Raw genomic sequence first — 18,056 nt, forward strand, 5'->3', positions numbered from 1 at the left:
GCCGATCCTCCCCGTTCCTCCTGGATCACGCTGTCCGTCCTGGCTCAGGATCGATCGGGAACGCCCTATCCTGCGACGATGACCGTGGATCACGCGGTGCTCACCGGGCAGGAGTACGCCGACGGTTCCCGGCTCTCGGCGCGGATCGCGATCTATGCCTGGCAGCGTCCTCGCGTCGATCTGGTCCAGCTCGCCCTCGACCGGCTGGGAGAGGTCGACGGGCCCGTCCTCGACGTGGGCTGGGGCGCCGGCGGCTACACCGGGGCGCTGCGGGCGGCGCGGCCGGAGGTGTGGGTGATCCCGGTCGACCTCGCGGCCGGTCTGGCACCGGAGGTCGTCGGCGAGGTGGACCGGCTGCCGTTCGCCGACGGTCGTGCCGGCGCGACTCTCGCGATGCACATGCTCTACTACGCGACCGACGTCCGTGCCGCGGTCCGCGAACTACGACGGGTGCTCCGGCCCGGCGGGCGGTTCCTCGCCAGCACCAACGGGCGCGCCGACAAGCCCGAGTGGGCGGACCTGCGGGCCGCCGCCCTGCGTGACCTCGGCGTCGCGGACCCGCCGCCATACCCGAAGGTCGACGAGCGGTTCACCCTGGAGGACGGCGCCGAGCTGGTGCGGGAGGTGTTCGGTGCCTGCACGGTCGTCGAACGCCGGTCCGAGCTCGTCGTACCCGACGCGGAGCCGGTGCTCGCCTATCTGCACAGCACCAGGGGCCACCACGCCCGCGCCCTGCCCACCGGCCTGACCTGGGCCGACTATCTCTCAGCCGCCGAACGCCGCATCCGGGCCGACATCGATCGCACCGGCGCCTTCCGGCTGACCGCGCACACCGGTATTCTCCTCGCCGCCGCCTGAACCAGTCCCCTGAACCAGTCCCCTGAACCAGCTCCCCGAGCCAGTCCCCTGAACTCCGTCGCACACCCCGGTTGACGTCGACTGGACCCCGTCCCTGAACCGCCGCCAGGGTCACGCCGGCATCGGACGCCCCTACGCCGGGTGACAGTGCGGGCCCGTGGTCGGCGCGGCCTCCCGACGTTCTCACGTGGTGTCTCTACACTCGTGAGGTCCGAACCGAAAACTCAGCGAGGACTCGCGTGGAAGTGACGGTGAGCGATCCCCTGGTTGGTCGCCTGCTCGACGGCAGGTACCGCGTGGGGCGCCGCGTCGCGCGCGGCGGCATGGCCACGGTCTACGAGGCTCTCGACACCCGGCTCGACCGCACGGTCGCGGTCAAGGTGCTGCACGCAGGACTGGTCGAGGACGCCGACTTCCTACGCCGCTTCCAACGTGAGGCCCGATCCGCCGCCCGCCTCTCCCATCCGAACGTGGTGGCGGTGTTCGACCAGGGCGAGGACGACGGCACGCCGTACCTCACGATGGAGTACGTCCCCGGCCGGACGCTGCGCCAGGCGCTGAGCGACGAGGGCCCGATGTCGCCCTCGCGCGCGCTCGGGTTCCTGGACGAGGTCCTGCAGGCCCTGGCGGTGGCACACGAGGCCGGACTCGTCCACCGCGACGTCAAGCCCGAGAACGTCCTGCTCAGCCTCGACAACTCCGTGAAGGTCGCCGACTTCGGCCTGGCGCGGGCGGTGTCGACAGCCACCAGCACGGCCACCCAGGGCCTGCTCATCGGCACCGTGTCCTACCTCGCTCCCGAGCAGGTCACCCACGGTGTCGCCGACGCCCGGGCCGACGTCTACGCGGCCGGCATCATGCTCTACGAGATGCTCGTCGGCGCGAAGCCGCACGAGGGGGAGTCACCGATCCAGGTGGCCTACAAGCATGTCAACGAGGACGTGCCCGAACCCTCCAGGTCCGCCCCCGGCATCCCGGCCTTCATCGATGCGCTGGTGCTCCGCGCCACGGCGCGCGACCCGGCGGTACGCCCGGCGGACGCGAGGGTCTTTCTCCACCACCTCCGCCGCGCCCGCACCGCGTTGCGAGAGGGAGTCGACGACCCCGAGCTGACCCAGGACCTCACGGTCTTCCGCCGACAGCCGACGCACGAACACACGCTGATCGCTCCGCTGGAGCAGCTCCGGGCGGCGTCGGTGGCGCCCGGATCCTCGACCGTCCTCAACCCCGACCGGCCGGACCCGGACGACACCTCCGACTCCGAGGTCCCGCCCGAGCCCCGGCGGCGCCGTCCCTGGTGGCAGCGGACGCCGGCCATCGGCGGCCTGGTCGTGCTGCTGTTCCTGGCGGCCGGAGGCGGCGCCTTCCTCACCGCCGTCGGCCCCTTCACGAGGGTGCCTCCGGTGGTCGACTTCGCCCAGGGTCGGCTCCGCGCGCTCGGCGAGCAGGCCGGCGTCCGGTTCGTCGTCGCCGGTCAGGTCTTCGACGAGAAGGTCGAGAAGGGACACGTCGTCCGCAGCGTGCCCACGCAGCACGAGCGGACCTGGCGGGGCGGTCCGGTCCAGGTCTGGGTGTCACTCGGACCGGAGCTCCACGACGTCCCCAAGCTCGTCGGCGTCTCCGAGGAACGGGCCCGTGACCTCCTCACCGAAGCCCGGTTGCGGGTCCAGGGCATCCAGGAGTCGTTCAGTGACAGCGTCGCCGAGGGCCGGATCATCTCCACCTCCCCCAGCGCGGACACACCGCTGCGCCGCAACAGCGGGGTGTCACTCGTCATCAGCAAGGGACGCCAACCCATCGACCTGCCCTCCGTCGTCAACACGCCGTTCGACCAGGCGAGGCAGACCCTCATGGGGCTCGGACTGACGGTGACGAACTCCGAGACCTTCTCCGACACGGTTCCGTCCGGTCAGGTCATCAGCCAGCAGCCAGTCCCGAGCCAGGTCTTCCGTGGCGACAACATCGCGCTGGTCGTCTCCAAGGGGCCGGAGTTCGCCCAGGTCCCCGACGTCGCGCGGATGCCCGAGGACCAGGCCCGCCAGACCCTCACCGACGCCGGGTTCCAGGTGGAGGTTCGCCAGAACGCCGTCTTCGTCGGGCTGCGGGTGGTCGTGAGCCAGGCGCCCAACCCTGGATCCATGGCGCGGGTCGGCTCCACCATCGTCATCGAGATCGTCTGAGCCGGCGGTCGCGCCGCCAGGCACCTCCGCGTCCACGCGCTCCAGCGGGCATCTGAGAGGGTGGGGTGGTGTCGCCGTCCCCGCCCTCCGCCCGGACCGCCCGGACCGCCCGGACCGCCCAACCCAGCAAGGCCGCCAAGCCGACGCGCACGGGTCGGTCGACCAAGGCCGCGCGGCCGAAGTCCACCTCGAAGTCCACGCCGGCGCCCGCCCGGACGCGGGCCAGGCAGGCGGCTCCCACCACCGCTGGTGACGACGCGTCCGCGCCACGTACCGCCCGCCGCCTGGATCCACCCGTCGGCTGCCACGTGGCCGTCTCGGGCGGCCTCGCCAAGGGTGCCTTCCGCAAGGCGGGCGAGATCGGCGCCGAGACGCTGCAGGTGTTCGTCGGCAATCCGCGCGGCTGGGCCATCGCGGCCGGCGACCCCGCCGAGGACGAGAGGTTCCGCTCGCTGTGCGAGGAGGCGGGCGTGCCGGCGTTCGTGCACACGCCGTACCTCGTGAACTTCGGCTCCCCCACGCCGGACACACTGCGGCGCTCCATCGACGTCGTGGCGCACAACCTCGCCCGCGCCCAGACGATCGGCGCACGAGGTGTCGTGGTCCACACCGGCTCCTGTGTGGCGGAAGGCGGCTACGACCAGGCGATGCGGCAGGTCCGGGAGGCGGTCCTGCCACTGCTGGACGCGCTCCCCGACGGCGCTCCCCCGCTGCTCCTCGAACCCACGGCCGGTCAGGGCCGGTCGCTGTGCGCCGGACTGGAGGATCTGCCCGCCTACTTCGACGCGCTCGACGGGCACCCCATGCTCGGCGTCTGCCTGGACACCTGCCACGTGTTCGCCGCGGGGGCACCGCTCGACGAGCCCGACGGGATGGCGCGGACGCTCGACCGACTGGTGGACCTCGTCGGCCCGGGCCGGCTGCGACTGGTCCACGCCAACGACTCCAAGGACCCGCGTGGCAGCCTCCGGGACCGGCACGAGCGCATCGGCCAGGGCCACATCGGCGTCCCCGCGTTCGACGCACTCGTCCGCCACCCGGCGATGAGCGGCGTGCCGATCGTCCTGGAGACCCCTGGCGGCGACCAGGCGTCGCGGGAGGACCTCGCGCTGCTCAAGTGGTCGAGGGACCGGTGAGCGCCGGGCAGGCGGGACAGCCGCGTTCCACGCACTCCGGATCCCCCGAGCACCCTGCCACGGTCCGAGGGCCCGCCCTGATGGCCGTCTTCGGGCTCCTGGCGGTCACCGCCGTGTGGGGCTCGACGTTCTTCCTCATCAAGGACCTGGTCACGCGGGTGCCGGTGCTGGACTTCCTCGCGCTGCGGTTCGCGGTTGCCGCGGTGGTCCTGCTGGTCTTCGCGTTCCCCTCCGTTCGCCGCCTGAGCCCGACCGCGCGCAGGCGCGGCATCGCGCTCGGCCTCGTCTACGGCCTCGCCCAGATCCTGCAGACGGAAGGGCTCGCACACACCTCCGCGTCGGTGTCGGGCTTCGTCACCGGGATGTACGTCGTCCTCACGCCGGTGCTCGCCGGTCTCCTCCTCCGACAACGGATCGGCCGCTTCACCTGGCTCGCGGTGGCCCTCGCAACCGCCGGGCTCGCCGTCCTCGCCCTGCGCGGGCTGTCGTTCGGCTTCGGCGAGACGCTGACGTTGCTGTCCGCCGCCCTCTACGCGCTCCACATCGTGGGCGTCGGCGCCTGGACGAACCATCGGGACGCCTTCGGGCTCTCGGTCGTCCAGATCGCGGTCATCGCGTGCGTCTGCGTGCTCGCGGCACTACCCGGAGGAATGACCGTACCGCACCGGGCAGGCGACTGGCTTGCGGTGCTGTACATGGCGCTGGTGGCCGGCGCGTTCGCGCTGGTCATGCAGACCTGGGCGCAGGCGCACCTCCCGCCGACCCGCGCCGCGGTCATCATGTGCATGGAGCCGGTCTGGGCGTCGTTCTTCGCCGTCCTGTTCGGCGGCGAACTCCTCACCTTCCGGATGGTGGCCGGAGGCGGACTCATTCTTGCCGCCATGTACACGGCCGAACTCGCTCCACGACGCCGGCTCGAGGACGAAACTCCGCACCTCCCGGTGTAGCCGACCTGCCTTTTACACAAAGCGTTCCACATCGGCTACCGCTAGTTGCCGGGGTTGATTCAAGCCCGGTTGCCCGTCATTCTCTGTCGCACGGACGTCAACGGAAGCTTCCCTGACCGTCGGGTCGGGGCAGCCGACTTGTCGTCACCACGGCACGAGCCCATCCGGTGCGGGTCCGCAGGGGCCAAGATCGGTAAGCGCCTGCCAATTCCCACGTTGTACGAGGAAGATGCCCCAATCGAACGACCCTGGAATCGCTCCCAGGCTCCCTGCGTAGGCGAAGAGTCCACACGGAAGGAGGGCAGGTCCCCAAGACGCACCCGACTCACCGGAGGAATGACTTTGACTGCAACAACGCAAGACGCGACGGGGACCACCGCAGTCCGGCAGGCACCGTCGCGGCGTGGGACCTGGAGTCCACGCGAAAAGGCCAACCTCACCAAGGGCCTGTTGTTCATCAGTCCGTGGATCCTCGGCACGCTCGCCTTTGTCGTGTTCCCCATCTTCTACTCGGCGATCATCAGCCTGACGAAATACAGCGGCATGCAGTCGCCGCAGTGGCAGGGTCTCGCCAACTACACCCGGATGTTCCAGGACCCACTGGCCTGGACATCCATCTTCAACACGCTCTTCTATTCGGGTTGGGCGGTTCCGGTAGGCCTGGTGGTCTCCCTGCTCCTCGCCCTCGCGATGAACCGCAACGTCCGTGAGGTCGCGGCCTACCGCACCATCCTCTACCTCCCGTCGCTGGCCCCGGTCTTCGCACTGTCGTTCATCTTTCTCGTGCTGGTCAATCCGGGCACCGGCATCGTCAACCAGGTCATCACGCTCTTTGGTGGCCAGGAACGCGACTTCCTGACCGGTAACGCGACCAGTGCCAAACTCGTCATCGTGGCGATGGCCCAGCTCGGGGCAGGAAACGCGGCCCTGATCTTCCTCGCGGGACTCAACAACATCCCGAGGACTCTCTACGAGGCGGCCCGTATCGACGGCGCCAGTGCGGCCCAGTCGTTCTTCCGGATCACCATGCCGTTGCTCACGCCGTCGATCCTGTTCAACCTCATCACCGGGATCAGCGCGGGTCTGCAGGTCTTCACCCAGGCCTACATCATGACCAACGGCGGACCCAACAACGGCACGATGTTCTACATGCTCTACCTCTACCGCAACGCGTTCAGCTATGCGGATCTCGGTTATGCGTCCGCACTCGCTGTCGTCCTCTTCCTCGTCGGCGTCGTCCTGGCACTGCTCGTCTACCAGGTCTCGCGACGTTTCGTTAATTACGAAGTCGCCTCCTGAGAAACGAGTACATCCGGCCACGACACTGAAGCTGCGAAGGACCCACCATGGCTACGCAAACCGAGACACCCACCGCTCGTAGCGGGGACACCGGCCCGGTGATGTCGACAGGAGCGCAGAACCTCCGCGTTCTCTGGGACCGCATTGGCGTACGCATCTTCCTCATCGCGATGTCGGCGCTCTTCCTCCTGCCGATCTACTGGATGCTCATCACTTCGTTGAAATCCAACGAAGAACTCGGTATCACACCCGCGACAATATTTCCGCACAATATCCAGTGGGGAAACTACGTAGAGGCTTTCCAGGCATTTCCGTTCGCGACGTACTTCGGCAACTCACTCCTCATCACCGTGCTGAGTGTGATCGGGTCGATCGTCTCCAACCTGATCGTCGCCTACGGTTTCGCCTGCCTGGACTGGCGTGGACGCGACCGGGTCTTCTACATCGTCCTGGCCACGCTGTTCATCCCGTTCCCGATCGCGCTGATCCCGACGTTCGACCTGTTCGCCTGGCTGCACTGGATCAACACCTTCCTGCCGCTGGTCGTTCCGCACTTCCTGGGCAGCGCGTTCTTCATCTTCCTGCTGCGACAGTTCCTGTTGCAGATCCCCCGTGAGCACCTCGACGCAGCACGCATCGACGGCGCCAGCGAGTGGCGCATCCTCTGGCAGGTCGTGTTCCCCATGGCACGACCCGCCGTCGCCGCGGTGGCCATCTTCACCGCCGTAGGGGCATGGAACGACTTCCTCGGTCCACTGCTCTATCTCCAGGACGAGGCCAAGCAGACGCTGGCGATCGGCATCCAGGCGTTCCGGAGCACCCACGACGTGCAGTTCAGCCTGCTGATGGCCGCGTCGCTGATGATCCTCGCTCCGCTGGTGATCCTGTTCTTCGCCGCGCAGAAGTACTTCATCAGCGGCATCACCCTCGGGAGCTTCAAGTGAGGGGCCGGGCGTCGAGAGGACGTGCACACATGAGGCTGTCATCGAGCCGCGGTCGGCGGGTCCTGCTCGCACTGCTCGCCATGCTGCTGGTGGCCGGGACCGCCGGGGCGTGTTCGGGAAGCAACTCCAACCAACACCTTCTCGTCTGGACCCAACTCGGCGGCGAGCGCGAACTCGCCGCACAAAAGTTGATCATCGACGCCTTCGAGAAGGCGAACCCGGGCGTCGAGGTGCAGATCGTGCCCAAGGCCGGACAGTTCACCGGGGACTCCGCGGCCCTGATCGCGGCGGTCCGCGGCGAGACACCGCCCAACGTCTACATCATCGACAGGTTCACCACCGCCCAGGCCGCCTCGGTGGGACTCTTCGAGGATCTGCAACCAAAGATTGACGCGGACGGCGAGAACCTCCGGAGCAAGTACCTGCCCTACGCCGCCGACGAAGCGACGTACAAGGGCGACATGTACGCGCTGCCGTTCGACACCGACGTGCGCGGTCTCTACTACAACAAGGCGGTTCTGCGCGACGCCGGCATCGACCCGGAGGTGCTCGACCCGAAGAACGGCCCGCCGACGGTCGACGAGCTCATCGCCATGGCCAAGAAGATCGACCAGAAGGACAGCCGGGGCAACTACACCCGGATGGGCTTCATCCCCTGGGACGGGCAGGGCTTCCACGCCACCTGGGCGATCATCAACAAGGCCGAGTGGTTCGACAACGACGACTGCGCGCTCACTCTCGACAGCCCGGGCTGGCTGACCACCATGCAGGAGTTCTCCACCTGGTCGAAGGAGTTCGACTACCAACGCGTGCAGGCGTTCCTGGCGAAGTACCGCCCGCCCAACCAGCCGCCCACCCAGTCGCCGCTGTTCACCGGCCGGATCGGCATGGCGATCGACGGCAACTGGAACCTCGGCAACATCAAGCAGTACGCACCCAAGCTCGACTACGGCGTGACCTACCTCCCGGTGCCGAAGGAGGGTGACGACCCCGTGACCTGGGCCGGCGGCTTCGCGCTGACCATGCCGAAGGGTGCCCCGAACCAGGAACTCACCTGGAAGTTCATGAAGTTCATGGCCGGCGAGCCCGGTCAACGCCTCTACGCGAAGGCAGCGAGCAAGATCCCGACCTGGCAGAGCCTGGTCGACGACAAGAGCGTGACAGGCGACCAGGGCATCTTCCCCAGCATGGTGCAGTTCACCACCTCCCGGCCGCCGTTGCCCGTCGGCGCCCAGATCTCCGACTCGATGGACGCCGCGCAGTCCGGTGTGCTCATCGGCGAGGAGACGCCGGCGAACGCGCTGGCCAAGGCACAGGACCGGGCCGGGCCGCAGATGGGTCAGTTCTGTCCGTTCACGCTCCCGACGCACACCGAGTAGCACCCGGACAACCGAACCTGCGAAGGTCGCAGGACACCTCCGGTGGGAAGGCCGGGCCCGGGTCAGTCACCGGGTCCGGCCTTCCGGTCGTCGCCGATTCCCACCTCGTCGCGCGTCCCGCTGTGACATCTGCGACCATGACAAGCGTGCAGAGCCGCCGCATGCGGACCCGCGTCACCACGGCCACCGGGGCCGAGATCGACGCCCGCCACGGTGTCCCGGCCGGACAACGCCGCGCCGAGACGTGGAAGGTCGTGCACTACGGGCCGGTTCCCAGGCGCACCGATCCGCAGTTGTGGGACTTCCGGGTGACCGGTGCGACGGCGAGCGGCGAGGAACACGTCCTCGATCGCGCCACGCTCGACCGGCTGCCCCACGTGACCGTTCGGGGCGACCTGCACTGCGTCAACGGCTTCAGCATGTTCGGCCTGTCGTGGACCGGTGTCCCGACGACCGCCCTGCTCGACCTGGTGCCCCCACGCGCGGACGTGTCTCACGTCATGGCCTGGGCGGAGTACGGCTACTCCGCCAACCTGCGGCTGTCCGACCTGCGGGTCGAGAGCACCCTGCTCGCCACCGGCGTCGACGGCGCCGCGCTCACACCCGAACGCGGGGGCCCGCTGCGTCTCGTCCTACCCCATCTGTACGCCTGGAAGGGGCCGAAGTGGCTCCGCGCGATCGAGTACCTCACCGAGGACCGGCGCGGCTTCTGGGAGGAACGCGGTTACCACAACATCGGTGACCCATGGTCCGGAGCGAGGTACTCCTACCAGGAGGAGGCGGGCGAGGGTCCCGCGTGAGCGCCTCCCCGGATGGCCGGACCGCGGTCCGGTTCCCGGTCCGGTGCTCGGTCTGGTGCTCGGTCTGGTGCTCGGTCTGGTGCTCGGTCTGGTTCGAGTCTGCCGAAGGCCGGACCGCCCACCAGGTGATCATTGACGTCCAGATCCCGGACGCACCTGTCAGGTCCACGCAGCGGACCGGTTACGCTCACCATCTCGACGGCCCGCTCGCGTAGCCGCGAGGATCGGAGGTTCGCCTCACATGGTCGTCGTCATGAACCCCGGCGCACCCCAGGCGCAGCTCGACGCCGTGGTGGCCCGGATCGAGTCGGCGGGCGCCCAGGCCTTCGTCAGCCGTGGGCTCGCCCGCACCATCATCGGTGTCATCGGCGAGCCCTCGCTGCGCACCGAGCTCAACCTGTCCGGCATGCCGGGTGTCTCGACCGTGCTGCAGGTGTCCGCGCCGTACAAGCTGGTCAGCAGCCAGGCCCAGGCCGAGCGGTCCACCGTGTGGGTGGGCCCGGAGGGCCGGGCGGTCCCGATCGGTCCGGGCACCTTCACCCTCGTCGCCGGGCCGTGCGCCGTCGAGAGTGCGCTGCAGACCCTCGGGGCGGCCCGACTCGCCGCGGGCGCGGGTGCGACCCTGCTCCGCGGTGGGGCCTACAAGCCGCGGACGTCACCGTTGTCCTTCCAGGGCATGGGCGAGGACGCGTTGAAGATCCTCGCCGACGTACGCGAGGCCACCGGGCTCTACGTCGTGAGCGAGGTGATCGACCCCGCCGACGTCGATCTCGTGGCGTCCTACGCCGACATGATCCTCATCGGCGCGACCAACATGCAGAACTTCGCCCTCCTGGACAGTGTGGGGCGGCGCGGCAAGCCGGTCATGCTCAAGCGGGGCATGCAGGCGACGGTCGACGAGTGGCTGCTCGCCGCCGAGTACGTCGCCCAGCGCGGCAACTGCCAGATCGTCTTGTGCGAACGCGGAATCCGCACGTTCGAGACCGCGACCAAGGCCACCCTCGACCTCTCCGCGATCCCGCTCGTCCAGCGACTCTCCCACCTTCCGGTCGTGGTCGACCCGACGCACTGCGCCGGCCGTCGCGACCTGATCGTCCCGCTCGCCCGCGCGGCGATCGCCGCCGGAGCCGACGGTCTGCTCGTCGACGTGCACCCCGACCCGGAGAACGCGCTCGTCGACGGCCCGCAGGCACTCGCCGGCGCCGAGCTACGTGAGCTCGCCTCCGCCGTGCGCCAGTTGCCGCCGCTGATGGGCCGGCTGCCCGCGCAGCCATGCGGCCAGATGGCGAGTCAGACCCTGAGCTGAGCGGACCCGCCCGAACCGACCTGCCTGGGCCAGGCACTGGACCGAACGGCCCGCGACCCAGGGGTGTCCCGGGCCGTGGTGCTGTTTCGGACCAGCGTCAGGACAGCGCTGCCGCGAGGACGTCGGCCGCCCGCCGGCAGCCCGCCTCGTCCACGTCGAGGTGCGTCACCAGCCGCAGGGCACGCGGGCCCAGCACGGACACCAGAACGCCCGCCTCCCGCGCCCGGCTCGCCACCTCGCCCGCGTCCGGGCCCACACCGGCCGCGGCCAGGTCGAGGACGACGATGTTGGTCTCCGCCGTGGCCGGATCGACGATCCCCGGCGCGGTCTGCGCCAAGCGTTCCGCGAGGAGCCGCGCGTGCGCGTGGTCCTCGGTCACCCGCTGCACGTGGTGGTCGAGTGCGTACAGCCCGGCCGCGGCGAGAACGCCGGCCTGCCGCCAGCCCCCACCGAGCCGCTTGCGCCAGACGCGGGCCTCCTCGATCTGGGCCGCCGTCCCCGCCACCAGCGAGCCCACCGGGGCGCCGAGGCCCTTCGACAGGCAGACCGAGGCGGTGTCGGCGAACTCGGCGTACTCCCCCGGTGTGATTCCGGTGGCCGCGCTGGCGTTCCACAACCGGGCACCGTCCAGGTGCACCCCGACGCCGACCGGCGCCACGATCTCCCGCAGCTTGCGCATCGAGTCCAGCGGCTGCACGCTGCCGCCACCGAAGTTGTGGGTGTTCTCGATCGAGACCGCGGCAGTCGACACGAAGTAGGGTCCCGCGTCGGGTGCCAGCAGGCTGTGCACCGCGTCCAGGTCGATCAGTCCACGTGGGTGTGCCCAGGTGCGGGTGGTGACGCCGAAGATCGCGGCGTGCGCACCGAGTTCGGCCCGCGCGATGTGGGCCCGGGACTCACACAGCACCTCCGACCCTGGCGAGACCAGGGCCCGGACGCCGAGCAGGTTGGCGAGAGATCCCGTCGCGGTGAAGAGGGCGGCCTCCTTGCCGAGCATGCCGGCGACCCGCTCCTCCAGGGCGCGGCAGGTCGGGTCCTCGGCGTAGACGTCGTCACCGACCTCGGCCCGCGCCATCGCGGCGCGCATGCCCTCGGTCGGTGCGGTCACGGTGTCGCTGCGCAGGTCGACAAGATCATCGTGCTGAGAGCTGGCCACCAGGGCACGGTAACCGATCGACCGCGACGGCCGGTCACCTGGAGCCCGGGCGCCCGCTCACCGCGTTCCTCGGGCCGAACGCCGCCGCAGACGTACGCGTTCGGCAACCCAGCGGTGAAGGGCGGGGAACGTCGGATTGGTCAGGAACGTCGACGTCGTCCTCGCCGCGTTGATCCGGCAATCTCGACCGACGGCCATGGATGGCGTCCATGGAAAAGGCGCCGGCGATCCCTGAAGTCCGTGGCCGCAATTCCCGTCCGATGTCGGACGTGGAGTCCCTGTGGCACTGGGACTTCTCGTTTCCGGCGGCCAGATCTGGTGCCGACGTTGTGTTCGTGTTGGGGCCACTCGTAATATCCGGAGAACGCCTTCCGGCCAAACGCCGCCGAACATTTCCCGACCAATTCCGGCGGGTTTATCGACAGTGCGGAGGTCCTTTTCACCCATGCGCATCCAACCCACTCCCGACGCCCTGGTCGAGCTCACCGCCTCCTGGGATGGCGAGCGTTTTCCTGACGGTCGGCCCCGGGTTCCCGACGACGTACTCGAACAACTACGACTGGCCACCACCGAAGAGGCGTGGGGCGTACTCCGCAGGGAGGGATACGACCGCCAGTTCTCCGGTGAGTGGCGCGAGACCCACCCCGGCACCATCCTGGTCGGCCGGGCGGTGACCTCGCAGTTCCTCCCGCACCGGCCCGACTACAACGCCGCCACCGTCGCGGCCGGCGCCCGTGAGGGACACCGCGAGCCCGACAAGCAGAACTCCTGGATCATCGCGACGCTGCAGCCCGGCGACGTGATGGTCACCGACATCTTCGGCAAGGTCCGCGACGGCACGGTCGTCGGTGACAACCTCAGCACCGCGGTCGCGGCCCGCACCGGTGTCGGCGCGGTGATCCACGGCGGCGTCCGCGACCTTCAGGGCATCGAGCAGCTCGGCGGCGGTGTCAACTTCTTCTTCCGCGACGCCCACCCCACGGCGATCCGCGACGTGACTCTCGCCGGCATCAACATCCCGGTCAAGATCGGCGAGGCGACCGTCCTGCCCGGCGACGTCGTCCTCGGCACCCCGAGCGGGCTGATCTTCATCCCGCCGCACCTGGCCGCCAGGGTCGCCGAACGAAGCGCGGACATCCGCGTCCGCGACGTGTTCGGCAAGCTCCGACTCTCCGAGCAGATCTACACCAGCGCGGAGATCGACGTCGGCACCTGGGCCTCGCACATCGAGGAGGACTTCCAGCGGTGGCGGAAGGAGAACGCGTGAGCGAGGAACTGCTGGATCGGGTCAACACCCACTCCCGGCCGAGCGACCTGCGGATCACCGACCTGCGGATCGCGACGCTGGTAGGCGTACCGTTCCGATCCAGCATCATCCGGATCGACACCAACCAGGGCATCACCGGCTACGGTGAGGTCCGCGACGGGGCGAGCAAGACGTTCGCCCTGCTGCTCAAGAGCCGGATCGTCGGCGAGAACCCGTGCAACATCGACAAGCTGTTCCGCCTGATCAAGCAGTTCGGCCACCACGGCCGGCAGGGCGGCGGCGTGTGCGGTGTCGAGATGGCGCTGATGGACCTCGCGGGCAAGGCCTACGGCGTTCCGGCGTACGCGCTGGCCGGCGGCAAGTTCCGCGACCGGATCCTCTGCTACGCCGACACCCCGCGCTCGCCCGACCCGCACGTCCTGGCCGAGCGGCTGCTCGGTCGGCGCAAGGCCGGCTACCAGTTCCTCAAGATGGACCTCGGCATCGACCTGCTGTGGGACGTCCCGGGTGCGCTGATCACGCCGCCCGGCGCACGGGGCACGACCGACGTGATGCACCCGTTCACCGGGATCCGGATCACCGACAAGGGCATCGCCCACCTCGTCGAGCACGTGGCGGTCGTCCGGGACACGGTCGGGTACGACGTGCCTCTCGCGGTCGACCACTTCGGCCACATCGGCATCGACTCCTGCATCCGCCTCGGCCGCGCTCTCGAGCCCTTCACCCTCGCCTGGCTCGAGGACATGATCCCGTGGCAGTTCACCGCGCAGTGGCGGGAGCTCACCACCGCGCTCGCGACGCCGACCTGCACCGGTGAGGACATCTACCTGGCGGAGAACTTCCGTCCGCTGCTCGAGGCCGAGGCCGTCCGGATCATCCACCCTGACCCGGCGACCTCGGGCGGCATCCTGGAGACCAAGCGGGTGGGTGACCTCGCCGAGGAGCACGGTGTGGCGATGGCCCTGCACATGGCCGCCACACCGATCGCCACCCTCGCGAGCGCGCACATCGCCGCCGCCACGCACAACTTCCTGGCGCTGGAGCACCACGCGGTCGACGTGCCGTGGTGGAGCGATCTCGTGACGGGCCTGCCCAGCCCGTTGATCGAGGACGGTCACCTGACCGTCCCGGACAAGCCGGGGCTGGGGTTCGACGACATCAACGAGGAACTCTTCCGCGAGCACCTCGACCCCGCCGACCCCGGTTTCTTCGAGTCGACGGAGAGTTGGGACACCGAGCACCGCCGGGACCGGCTCTGGAGTTAGCACGCGCTCCCAGGGACATCCCTGACACGACACCGGCCGCTCCGCGGGTCTCCTGCGGAGCGGCCGGTGTCGGCGTTTCGGCGTTTTCGTCGAGTCAGGTGAGTCAGGAGCGGTGCAACATCTCGGCGAGGAGAAAGGCGAGTTCGAGCGACTGCTCCCGGTTGAGGCGCGGGTCGCACACCGTCTCGTAGCGGTGCACCAGGTCGGCCTCGGCCAGCTCGTGACCGCCGCCGACGCACTCCGTCACGGCGTCACCGGTCAGCTCGACGTGCAGGCCCCCCGGGACGGTCCCGAGGGAGCGGTGGACCTCGAAGAAGCCCTCCACCTCCTCCAGAACGTCGTCGAACCGGCGGGTCTTGTAGCCGCTCGGGGTCTCGAAGGTGTTGCCGTGCATCGGGTCGCACACCCACGCGACGGTCGCCCCGCTCGCGGTGACCTTCTCCACCAGCTCCGGCAGGGCGTCCCGGATCTTCTTCGCGCCCATCCGCGTGATGAACGTCAGCCGGCCGGGTTCGCGGTCGGGATCGAGCTTCTCGATCAGGGTCAGCGCGTCCTGGGCGGTCGTGGCCGGCCCGAGCTTGACGCCGATCGGGTTGCGGACGTGCCGAACGAACTCGAGGTGGGCACCGTCCAGCTGACGGGTCCGCTCGCCGACCCACAGGAAGTGGCCGGAGGTGTCGTAGGGCAGGCCGGTGCGGGAGTCGATGCGCGTCATCGCCTCCTCGTAGTCGAGGAGCAGCGCCTCGTGGCTCGCGTAGAAGTCGACCGAGTGGAACTCTGCCGGGTCGGCGCCGCACGCGTGCATGAACGCGATGGCCCGGTCGATGTCACGGGCCATCCGGTCGTAGCGCTCCCCCACCGGGCTGTCACGCACGAAGTCGGTGTTCCACGCGTGCACCTGGCGCAGGTCGGCCTCACCGCCGATGACGAACGCGCGGGCGAGGTTGAGGGTGGCCGCGGAGGAGTGGTACATCCGGACCAGCCGAGCCGGATCGGGCACGCGCTCCTCGGGCGTGAACGCGAAGCCGTTCACCGCGTCGCCGCGGTAGGCCGGCAGCTCGACGCCCTCGCGGACCTCGGTCGGCTTCGACCGCGGCTTGGCGTACTGTCCCGCGATCCGGCCCACCTTCACCACCGGCACGCTGCCGGCGTAGGTGAGCACCACCGACATCTGCAGGATCGTGCGGAGCTTGTTGCGCAGCGCGTCGGCGCCGACACCGTTGAACGTCTCCGCGCAGTCGCCGCCCTGGAGGAAGAACGCCTTCCCCACCGCGACGTCGGCGATCCGCGCCTTGAGCGAGTCGCATTCACCAGCGAACACGAGGGGCGGGAAGGTCCGCAGCTCGGTGGCGGCGGCCTCGACCGCACTCTGGTCGGGCCATTCCGGCTGTTGGGCGGCTGGGAGGGCACGCCAGGCCTGGAGTGAGTTCACGCCAAGAGAGTAGGTGGCGCCGGTGCGAGGTCGTGCGTCGGGCCACCGCGAGCGGCCTCGATTCGGGCCGGCCCGCCCGCGCAGCACCGCCGGCCGCTCCCGGGCCCGGGGTCACCCGCCGCCGGGAGCGGCGGGACCCCAGTACCCGGTTCGGACGTGGATCGGCTCAGCCGAAGAGGACGCCGGCCTCGGCGTACAGCTCCGGGGTGACGACCTTCAGCTCGCGGGTGGCCTCGGCCAGCGGCGCGCGCACGATGTCGGTGCCACGGAGCGCGACCATCTGGCCGAAGTCGCCGTCGTGCACGGCCTCGATCGCGTGCAGACCGAAGCGGGTGGCGAGCCAACGGTCGAACGCCGTGGGCGTGCCGCCGCGCTGGGTGTGGCCGAGGACGACCGCCCGGGCCTCCTTGCCGGTCCGCTTCTCCAGCTCCTGGGCGATCATGTCGCCCACCCCGCCGAGGCGGACGTGCCCGAAGGAGTCGAGCTCCTCGTTGTGCAGGGCGTAGGTGCCCTCCTTGGGCGTCGCGCCCTCGGCGACCACGATGATCGGCGAGTAGTTGGTGCGGAAGCGGCTCTCGACGTGCTCGACGATCTTCTCGATGTCGAAGGGCACCTCGGGGATGAGGATGACGTTCGCGCCGCCGGCGAGACCGGAGTGCAGGGCGATCCAGCCCGCGTGCCGGCCCATGACCTCCACGACCACGATCCGGTGGTGCGACTCGGCCGTCGTGTGCAGCCGGTCGATCGCCTCCGTGGCGATGTTGACCGCCGTGTCGAAGCCGAAGGTGAAGTCGGTGGCGCCGAGGTCGTTGTCGATCGTCTTGGGAACGCCGACGACCTTGACGTCCAGCTCGGACAGCTTGGTCGCGACGCCGAGAGTGTCCTCGCCGCCGATGGCGACCAGTGCGTCGACGCCGTTGCTGGCGAGGTTTTCCTTGATCCGCTCGACGCCGCCCTCGACCTTGAAGGGGTTGGTCCGCGACGAGCCCAGAATGGTGCCGCCGCGCGGAAGAATGCCCCGGACCTGGGGGATACCGAGTTCGCAGGTGACGTTCTCGAGCGGGCCCTTCCAGCCGTCCCGGAAACCCAGGAACTCATAGCCGTACTCGCCCACGCCCTTGCGGACGACGGCCCGGATGACCGCATTCAGTCCGGGGCAGTCGCCACCACCAGTGAGCACACCAACGCGCATTGACAGTCCTTTCCAAGACTGCAAGAACAGGTCCTGTCGAGCCTAGTCCCGGCAGGTTCGGATCATCCCAGAGGGCCGAGGCCCGGGGCCTATCGTGCCCATTCGTCCGTCCCGCACCGGGGAACCGACCCGGAACCCGCCGGCAGATCCCCAACCGGGCGACTACCGGCGTCCCCCTTCAGCGTAGGCACCAGGACGCGTTTCGCTCAGGTCTCCTCGGCGTCGTCGAGGCCGCTCTCGAGGGCATAGCGGACGAGTTCCACACGGTTGTGCAGCTGGAGCTTGCGGAGGGTGTTCTGGACGTGGTTCTGGACCGTGCGGTGGGAGAGCACGAGCCGCTCCGCGATGTCCTTGTAGCTCAGTCCCTTGGCGACGAGCCGGAGCACCTCGGTCTCGCGGTCGGTGAGCTGGGGCGCGACAGGCTCCTCGACCCGGGAGGAACCGCCCGACAGGCGCCGGAACTCCCCCAGCACCAGGCCGGCCAGCCCGGGTGTGAAGACGGCGTCGCCGTCGGCGGTGCGGCCTACGGCGTCGAAGAGATCCTCCCGCGAGGCCGACTTCACGAGGTAGCCGGCGGCACCCGCCTTGACCGCGGCGAGGACGTCCACCTGCTCCGCGCTCGCGGACAGGATGAGCACTCGGACACCCGGGTCCGTCTCCACCAGTCGGCGGGTCACCTCGACCCCCCCGAGCACGGGAATCTGCAGGTCGAGCACGACGACCTGGGGGCGGCTCGCCTCGGCGCGGCGGAGCGCTTCGTCGCCCGCACCCGCCTCGGCGACCACCTCGAAACCGGCCTGCTGGAGGTCACCGGCGACGGCGCTGCGCCACATCGGGTGGTCGTCGACGACCATCACGCGGATCATGAGACGACCCTACGCAACCATCTGGTGGT

General features: G+C 69.5%; 15 protein-coding genes. 11 read left to right on the forward strand and 4 right to left on the reverse strand.

The genetic code is table 11. From position 1 onward, the window contains the following. Positions 1-78: 78 nt before the first annotated feature. From HEB94_RS37080 to aroF, 9 genes are all read left to right on the forward strand, one after another. Entirely contained in the window at positions 79-858 is a 780-nt protein-coding gene (locus HEB94_RS37080; protein WP_192754163.1) for a class I SAM-dependent methyltransferase, read from the forward strand. A 251-nt stretch (positions 859-1,109) separates the two neighbouring features. Then, on the forward strand, positions 1,110-3,038 hold the full coding sequence (pknB, locus tag HEB94_RS37085) for a Stk1 family PASTA domain-containing Ser/Thr kinase (protein ID WP_337918179.1): 1,929 nt from the start codon (positions 1,110-1,112) through the stop codon (positions 3,036-3,038). A 68-nt stretch (positions 3,039-3,106) separates the two neighbouring features. Next, on the forward strand, positions 3,107-4,174 hold the full coding sequence (locus HEB94_RS37090; protein WP_337918180.1) for a deoxyribonuclease IV: 1,068 nt from the start codon (positions 3,107-3,109) through the stop codon (positions 4,172-4,174). Then, on the forward strand, positions 4,171-5,121 hold the full coding sequence (locus tag HEB94_RS37095) for a DMT family transporter (protein ID WP_337918181.1): 951 nt from the start codon (positions 4,171-4,173) through the stop codon (positions 5,119-5,121). Before HEB94_RS37090 ends, HEB94_RS37095 begins: the two co-directional genes overlap by 4 nt. A 336-nt stretch (positions 5,122-5,457) precedes the next feature. Beyond that, positions 5,458-6,420 carry a carbohydrate ABC transporter permease gene (locus HEB94_RS37100; RefSeq protein WP_192754164.1) on the forward strand — a complete coding sequence of 321 codons (963 nt, stop codon included), beginning with the start codon at positions 5,458-5,460 and terminating at the stop codon, positions 6,418-6,420. A gap of 47 nt (positions 6,421-6,467) precedes the next feature. Next, the gene (locus tag HEB94_RS37105; RefSeq protein WP_238361734.1) at positions 6,468-7,364 is read left to right on the forward strand and encodes a carbohydrate ABC transporter permease; all 897 of its coding nucleotides are present in this window, start codon (positions 6,468-6,470) and stop codon (positions 7,362-7,364) included. A gap of 29 nt (positions 7,365-7,393) precedes the next feature. Continuing rightward, on the forward strand, positions 7,394-8,743 hold the full coding sequence (locus HEB94_RS37110; protein ID WP_192754165.1) for an ABC transporter substrate-binding protein: 1,350 nt from the start codon (positions 7,394-7,396) through the stop codon (positions 8,741-8,743). A 137-nt stretch (positions 8,744-8,880) separates the two neighbouring features. Continuing rightward, complete coding sequence (locus tag HEB94_RS37115) at positions 8,881-9,543, forward strand: molybdopterin-dependent oxidoreductase (protein ID WP_192754166.1); 663 nt, start codon at positions 8,881-8,883, stop codon at positions 9,541-9,543. A 241-nt stretch (positions 9,544-9,784) separates the two neighbouring features. After that, complete coding sequence (aroF, locus tag HEB94_RS37120) at positions 9,785-10,849, forward strand: 3-deoxy-7-phosphoheptulonate synthase (RefSeq protein WP_192754167.1); 1,065 nt, start codon at positions 9,785-9,787, stop codon at positions 10,847-10,849. A gap of 97 nt (positions 10,850-10,946) precedes the next feature. On the opposite strand, the gene HEB94_RS37125 is transcribed toward aroF, so the two are convergent. Beyond that, positions 10,947-12,005, reverse strand: coding sequence for a threonine aldolase family protein (locus tag HEB94_RS37125; protein WP_337918182.1), 1,059 nt, complete (start codon positions 12,003-12,005; stop codon positions 10,947-10,949). 445 nt (positions 12,006-12,450) lie between these two features. On the opposite strand from HEB94_RS37125, the gene HEB94_RS37130 reads away from it, so the two are divergent. After that, entirely contained in the window at positions 12,451-13,272 is an 822-nt protein-coding gene (locus HEB94_RS37130) for an RraA family protein (RefSeq protein WP_192754168.1), read from the forward strand. Further along, the gene (locus tag HEB94_RS37135; RefSeq protein ID WP_337918183.1) at positions 13,269-14,537 is read left to right on the forward strand and encodes a mandelate racemase/muconate lactonizing enzyme family protein; all 1,269 of its coding nucleotides are present in this window, start codon (positions 13,269-13,271) and stop codon (positions 14,535-14,537) included. Before HEB94_RS37130 ends, HEB94_RS37135 begins: the two co-directional genes overlap by 4 nt. A gap of 103 nt (positions 14,538-14,640) precedes the next feature. Here the strand turns inward: HEB94_RS37135 and HEB94_RS37140 are convergent, their stop codons facing one another. The 3 genes from HEB94_RS37140 to HEB94_RS37150 all read right to left on the reverse strand — a co-directional run bounded on the left by HEB94_RS37140 (position 14,641) and on the right by HEB94_RS37150 (position 18,027). Next, the gene (locus HEB94_RS37140; protein ID WP_192754169.1) at positions 14,641-15,969 is read right to left on the reverse strand and encodes a class II 3-deoxy-7-phosphoheptulonate synthase; all 1,329 of its coding nucleotides are present in this window, start codon (positions 15,967-15,969) and stop codon (positions 14,641-14,643) included. Positions 15,970-16,135: 166 nt separating this feature from the next. Beyond that, the gene (locus tag HEB94_RS37145) at positions 16,136-17,161 is read right to left on the reverse strand and encodes a 6-phosphofructokinase (RefSeq protein ID WP_192754170.1); all 1,026 of its coding nucleotides are present in this window, start codon (positions 17,159-17,161) and stop codon (positions 16,136-16,138) included. A 206-nt stretch (positions 17,162-17,367) separates the two neighbouring features. After that, positions 17,368-18,027, reverse strand: a complete 660-nt coding sequence (locus HEB94_RS37150) for a response regulator (protein ID WP_192754171.1) — start codon at positions 18,025-18,027, stop codon at positions 17,368-17,370. Between the last annotated feature and the right edge of the window lie 29 nt (positions 18,028-18,056).

Origin of the sequence: Actinopolymorpha pittospori, assembly GCF_014873875.1 — a bacterium.
Taxonomy (GTDB): domain Bacteria; phylum Actinomycetota; class Actinomycetes; order Propionibacteriales; family Actinopolymorphaceae; genus Actinopolymorpha; species Actinopolymorpha pittospori.

Coding starts and splice junctions, on each gene's coding strand:
- HEB94_RS37080 (WP_192754163.1), top strand. CDS start 79: ATGACCGTGGATCACGCGGTGCTCACCGGGCAGGAGTACGCCGACGGT.
- HEB94_RS37100 (WP_192754164.1), top strand. CDS start 5,458: ATGACTTTGACTGCAACAACGCAAGACGCGACGGGGACCACCGCAGTC.
- HEB94_RS37105 (WP_238361734.1), top strand. CDS start 6,468: ATGGCTACGCAAACCGAGACACCCACCGCTCGTAGCGGGGACACCGGC.
- HEB94_RS37110 (WP_192754165.1), top strand. CDS start 7,394: ATGAGGCTGTCATCGAGCCGCGGTCGGCGGGTCCTGCTCGCACTGCTC.
- HEB94_RS37115 (WP_192754166.1), top strand. CDS start 8,881: ATGACAAGCGTGCAGAGCCGCCGCATGCGGACCCGCGTCACCACGGCC.
- aroF (WP_192754167.1), top strand. CDS start 9,785: ATGGTCGTCGTCATGAACCCCGGCGCACCCCAGGCGCAGCTCGACGCC.
- HEB94_RS37130 (WP_192754168.1), top strand. CDS start 12,451: ATGCGCATCCAACCCACTCCCGACGCCCTGGTCGAGCTCACCGCCTCC.
- HEB94_RS37145 (WP_192754170.1), bottom strand. CDS start 17,161: ATGCGCGTTGGTGTGCTCACTGGTGGTGGCGACTGCCCCGGACTGAAT.
- HEB94_RS37150 (WP_192754171.1), bottom strand. CDS start 18,027: ATGATCCGCGTGATGGTCGTCGACGACCACCCGATGTGGCGCAGCGCC.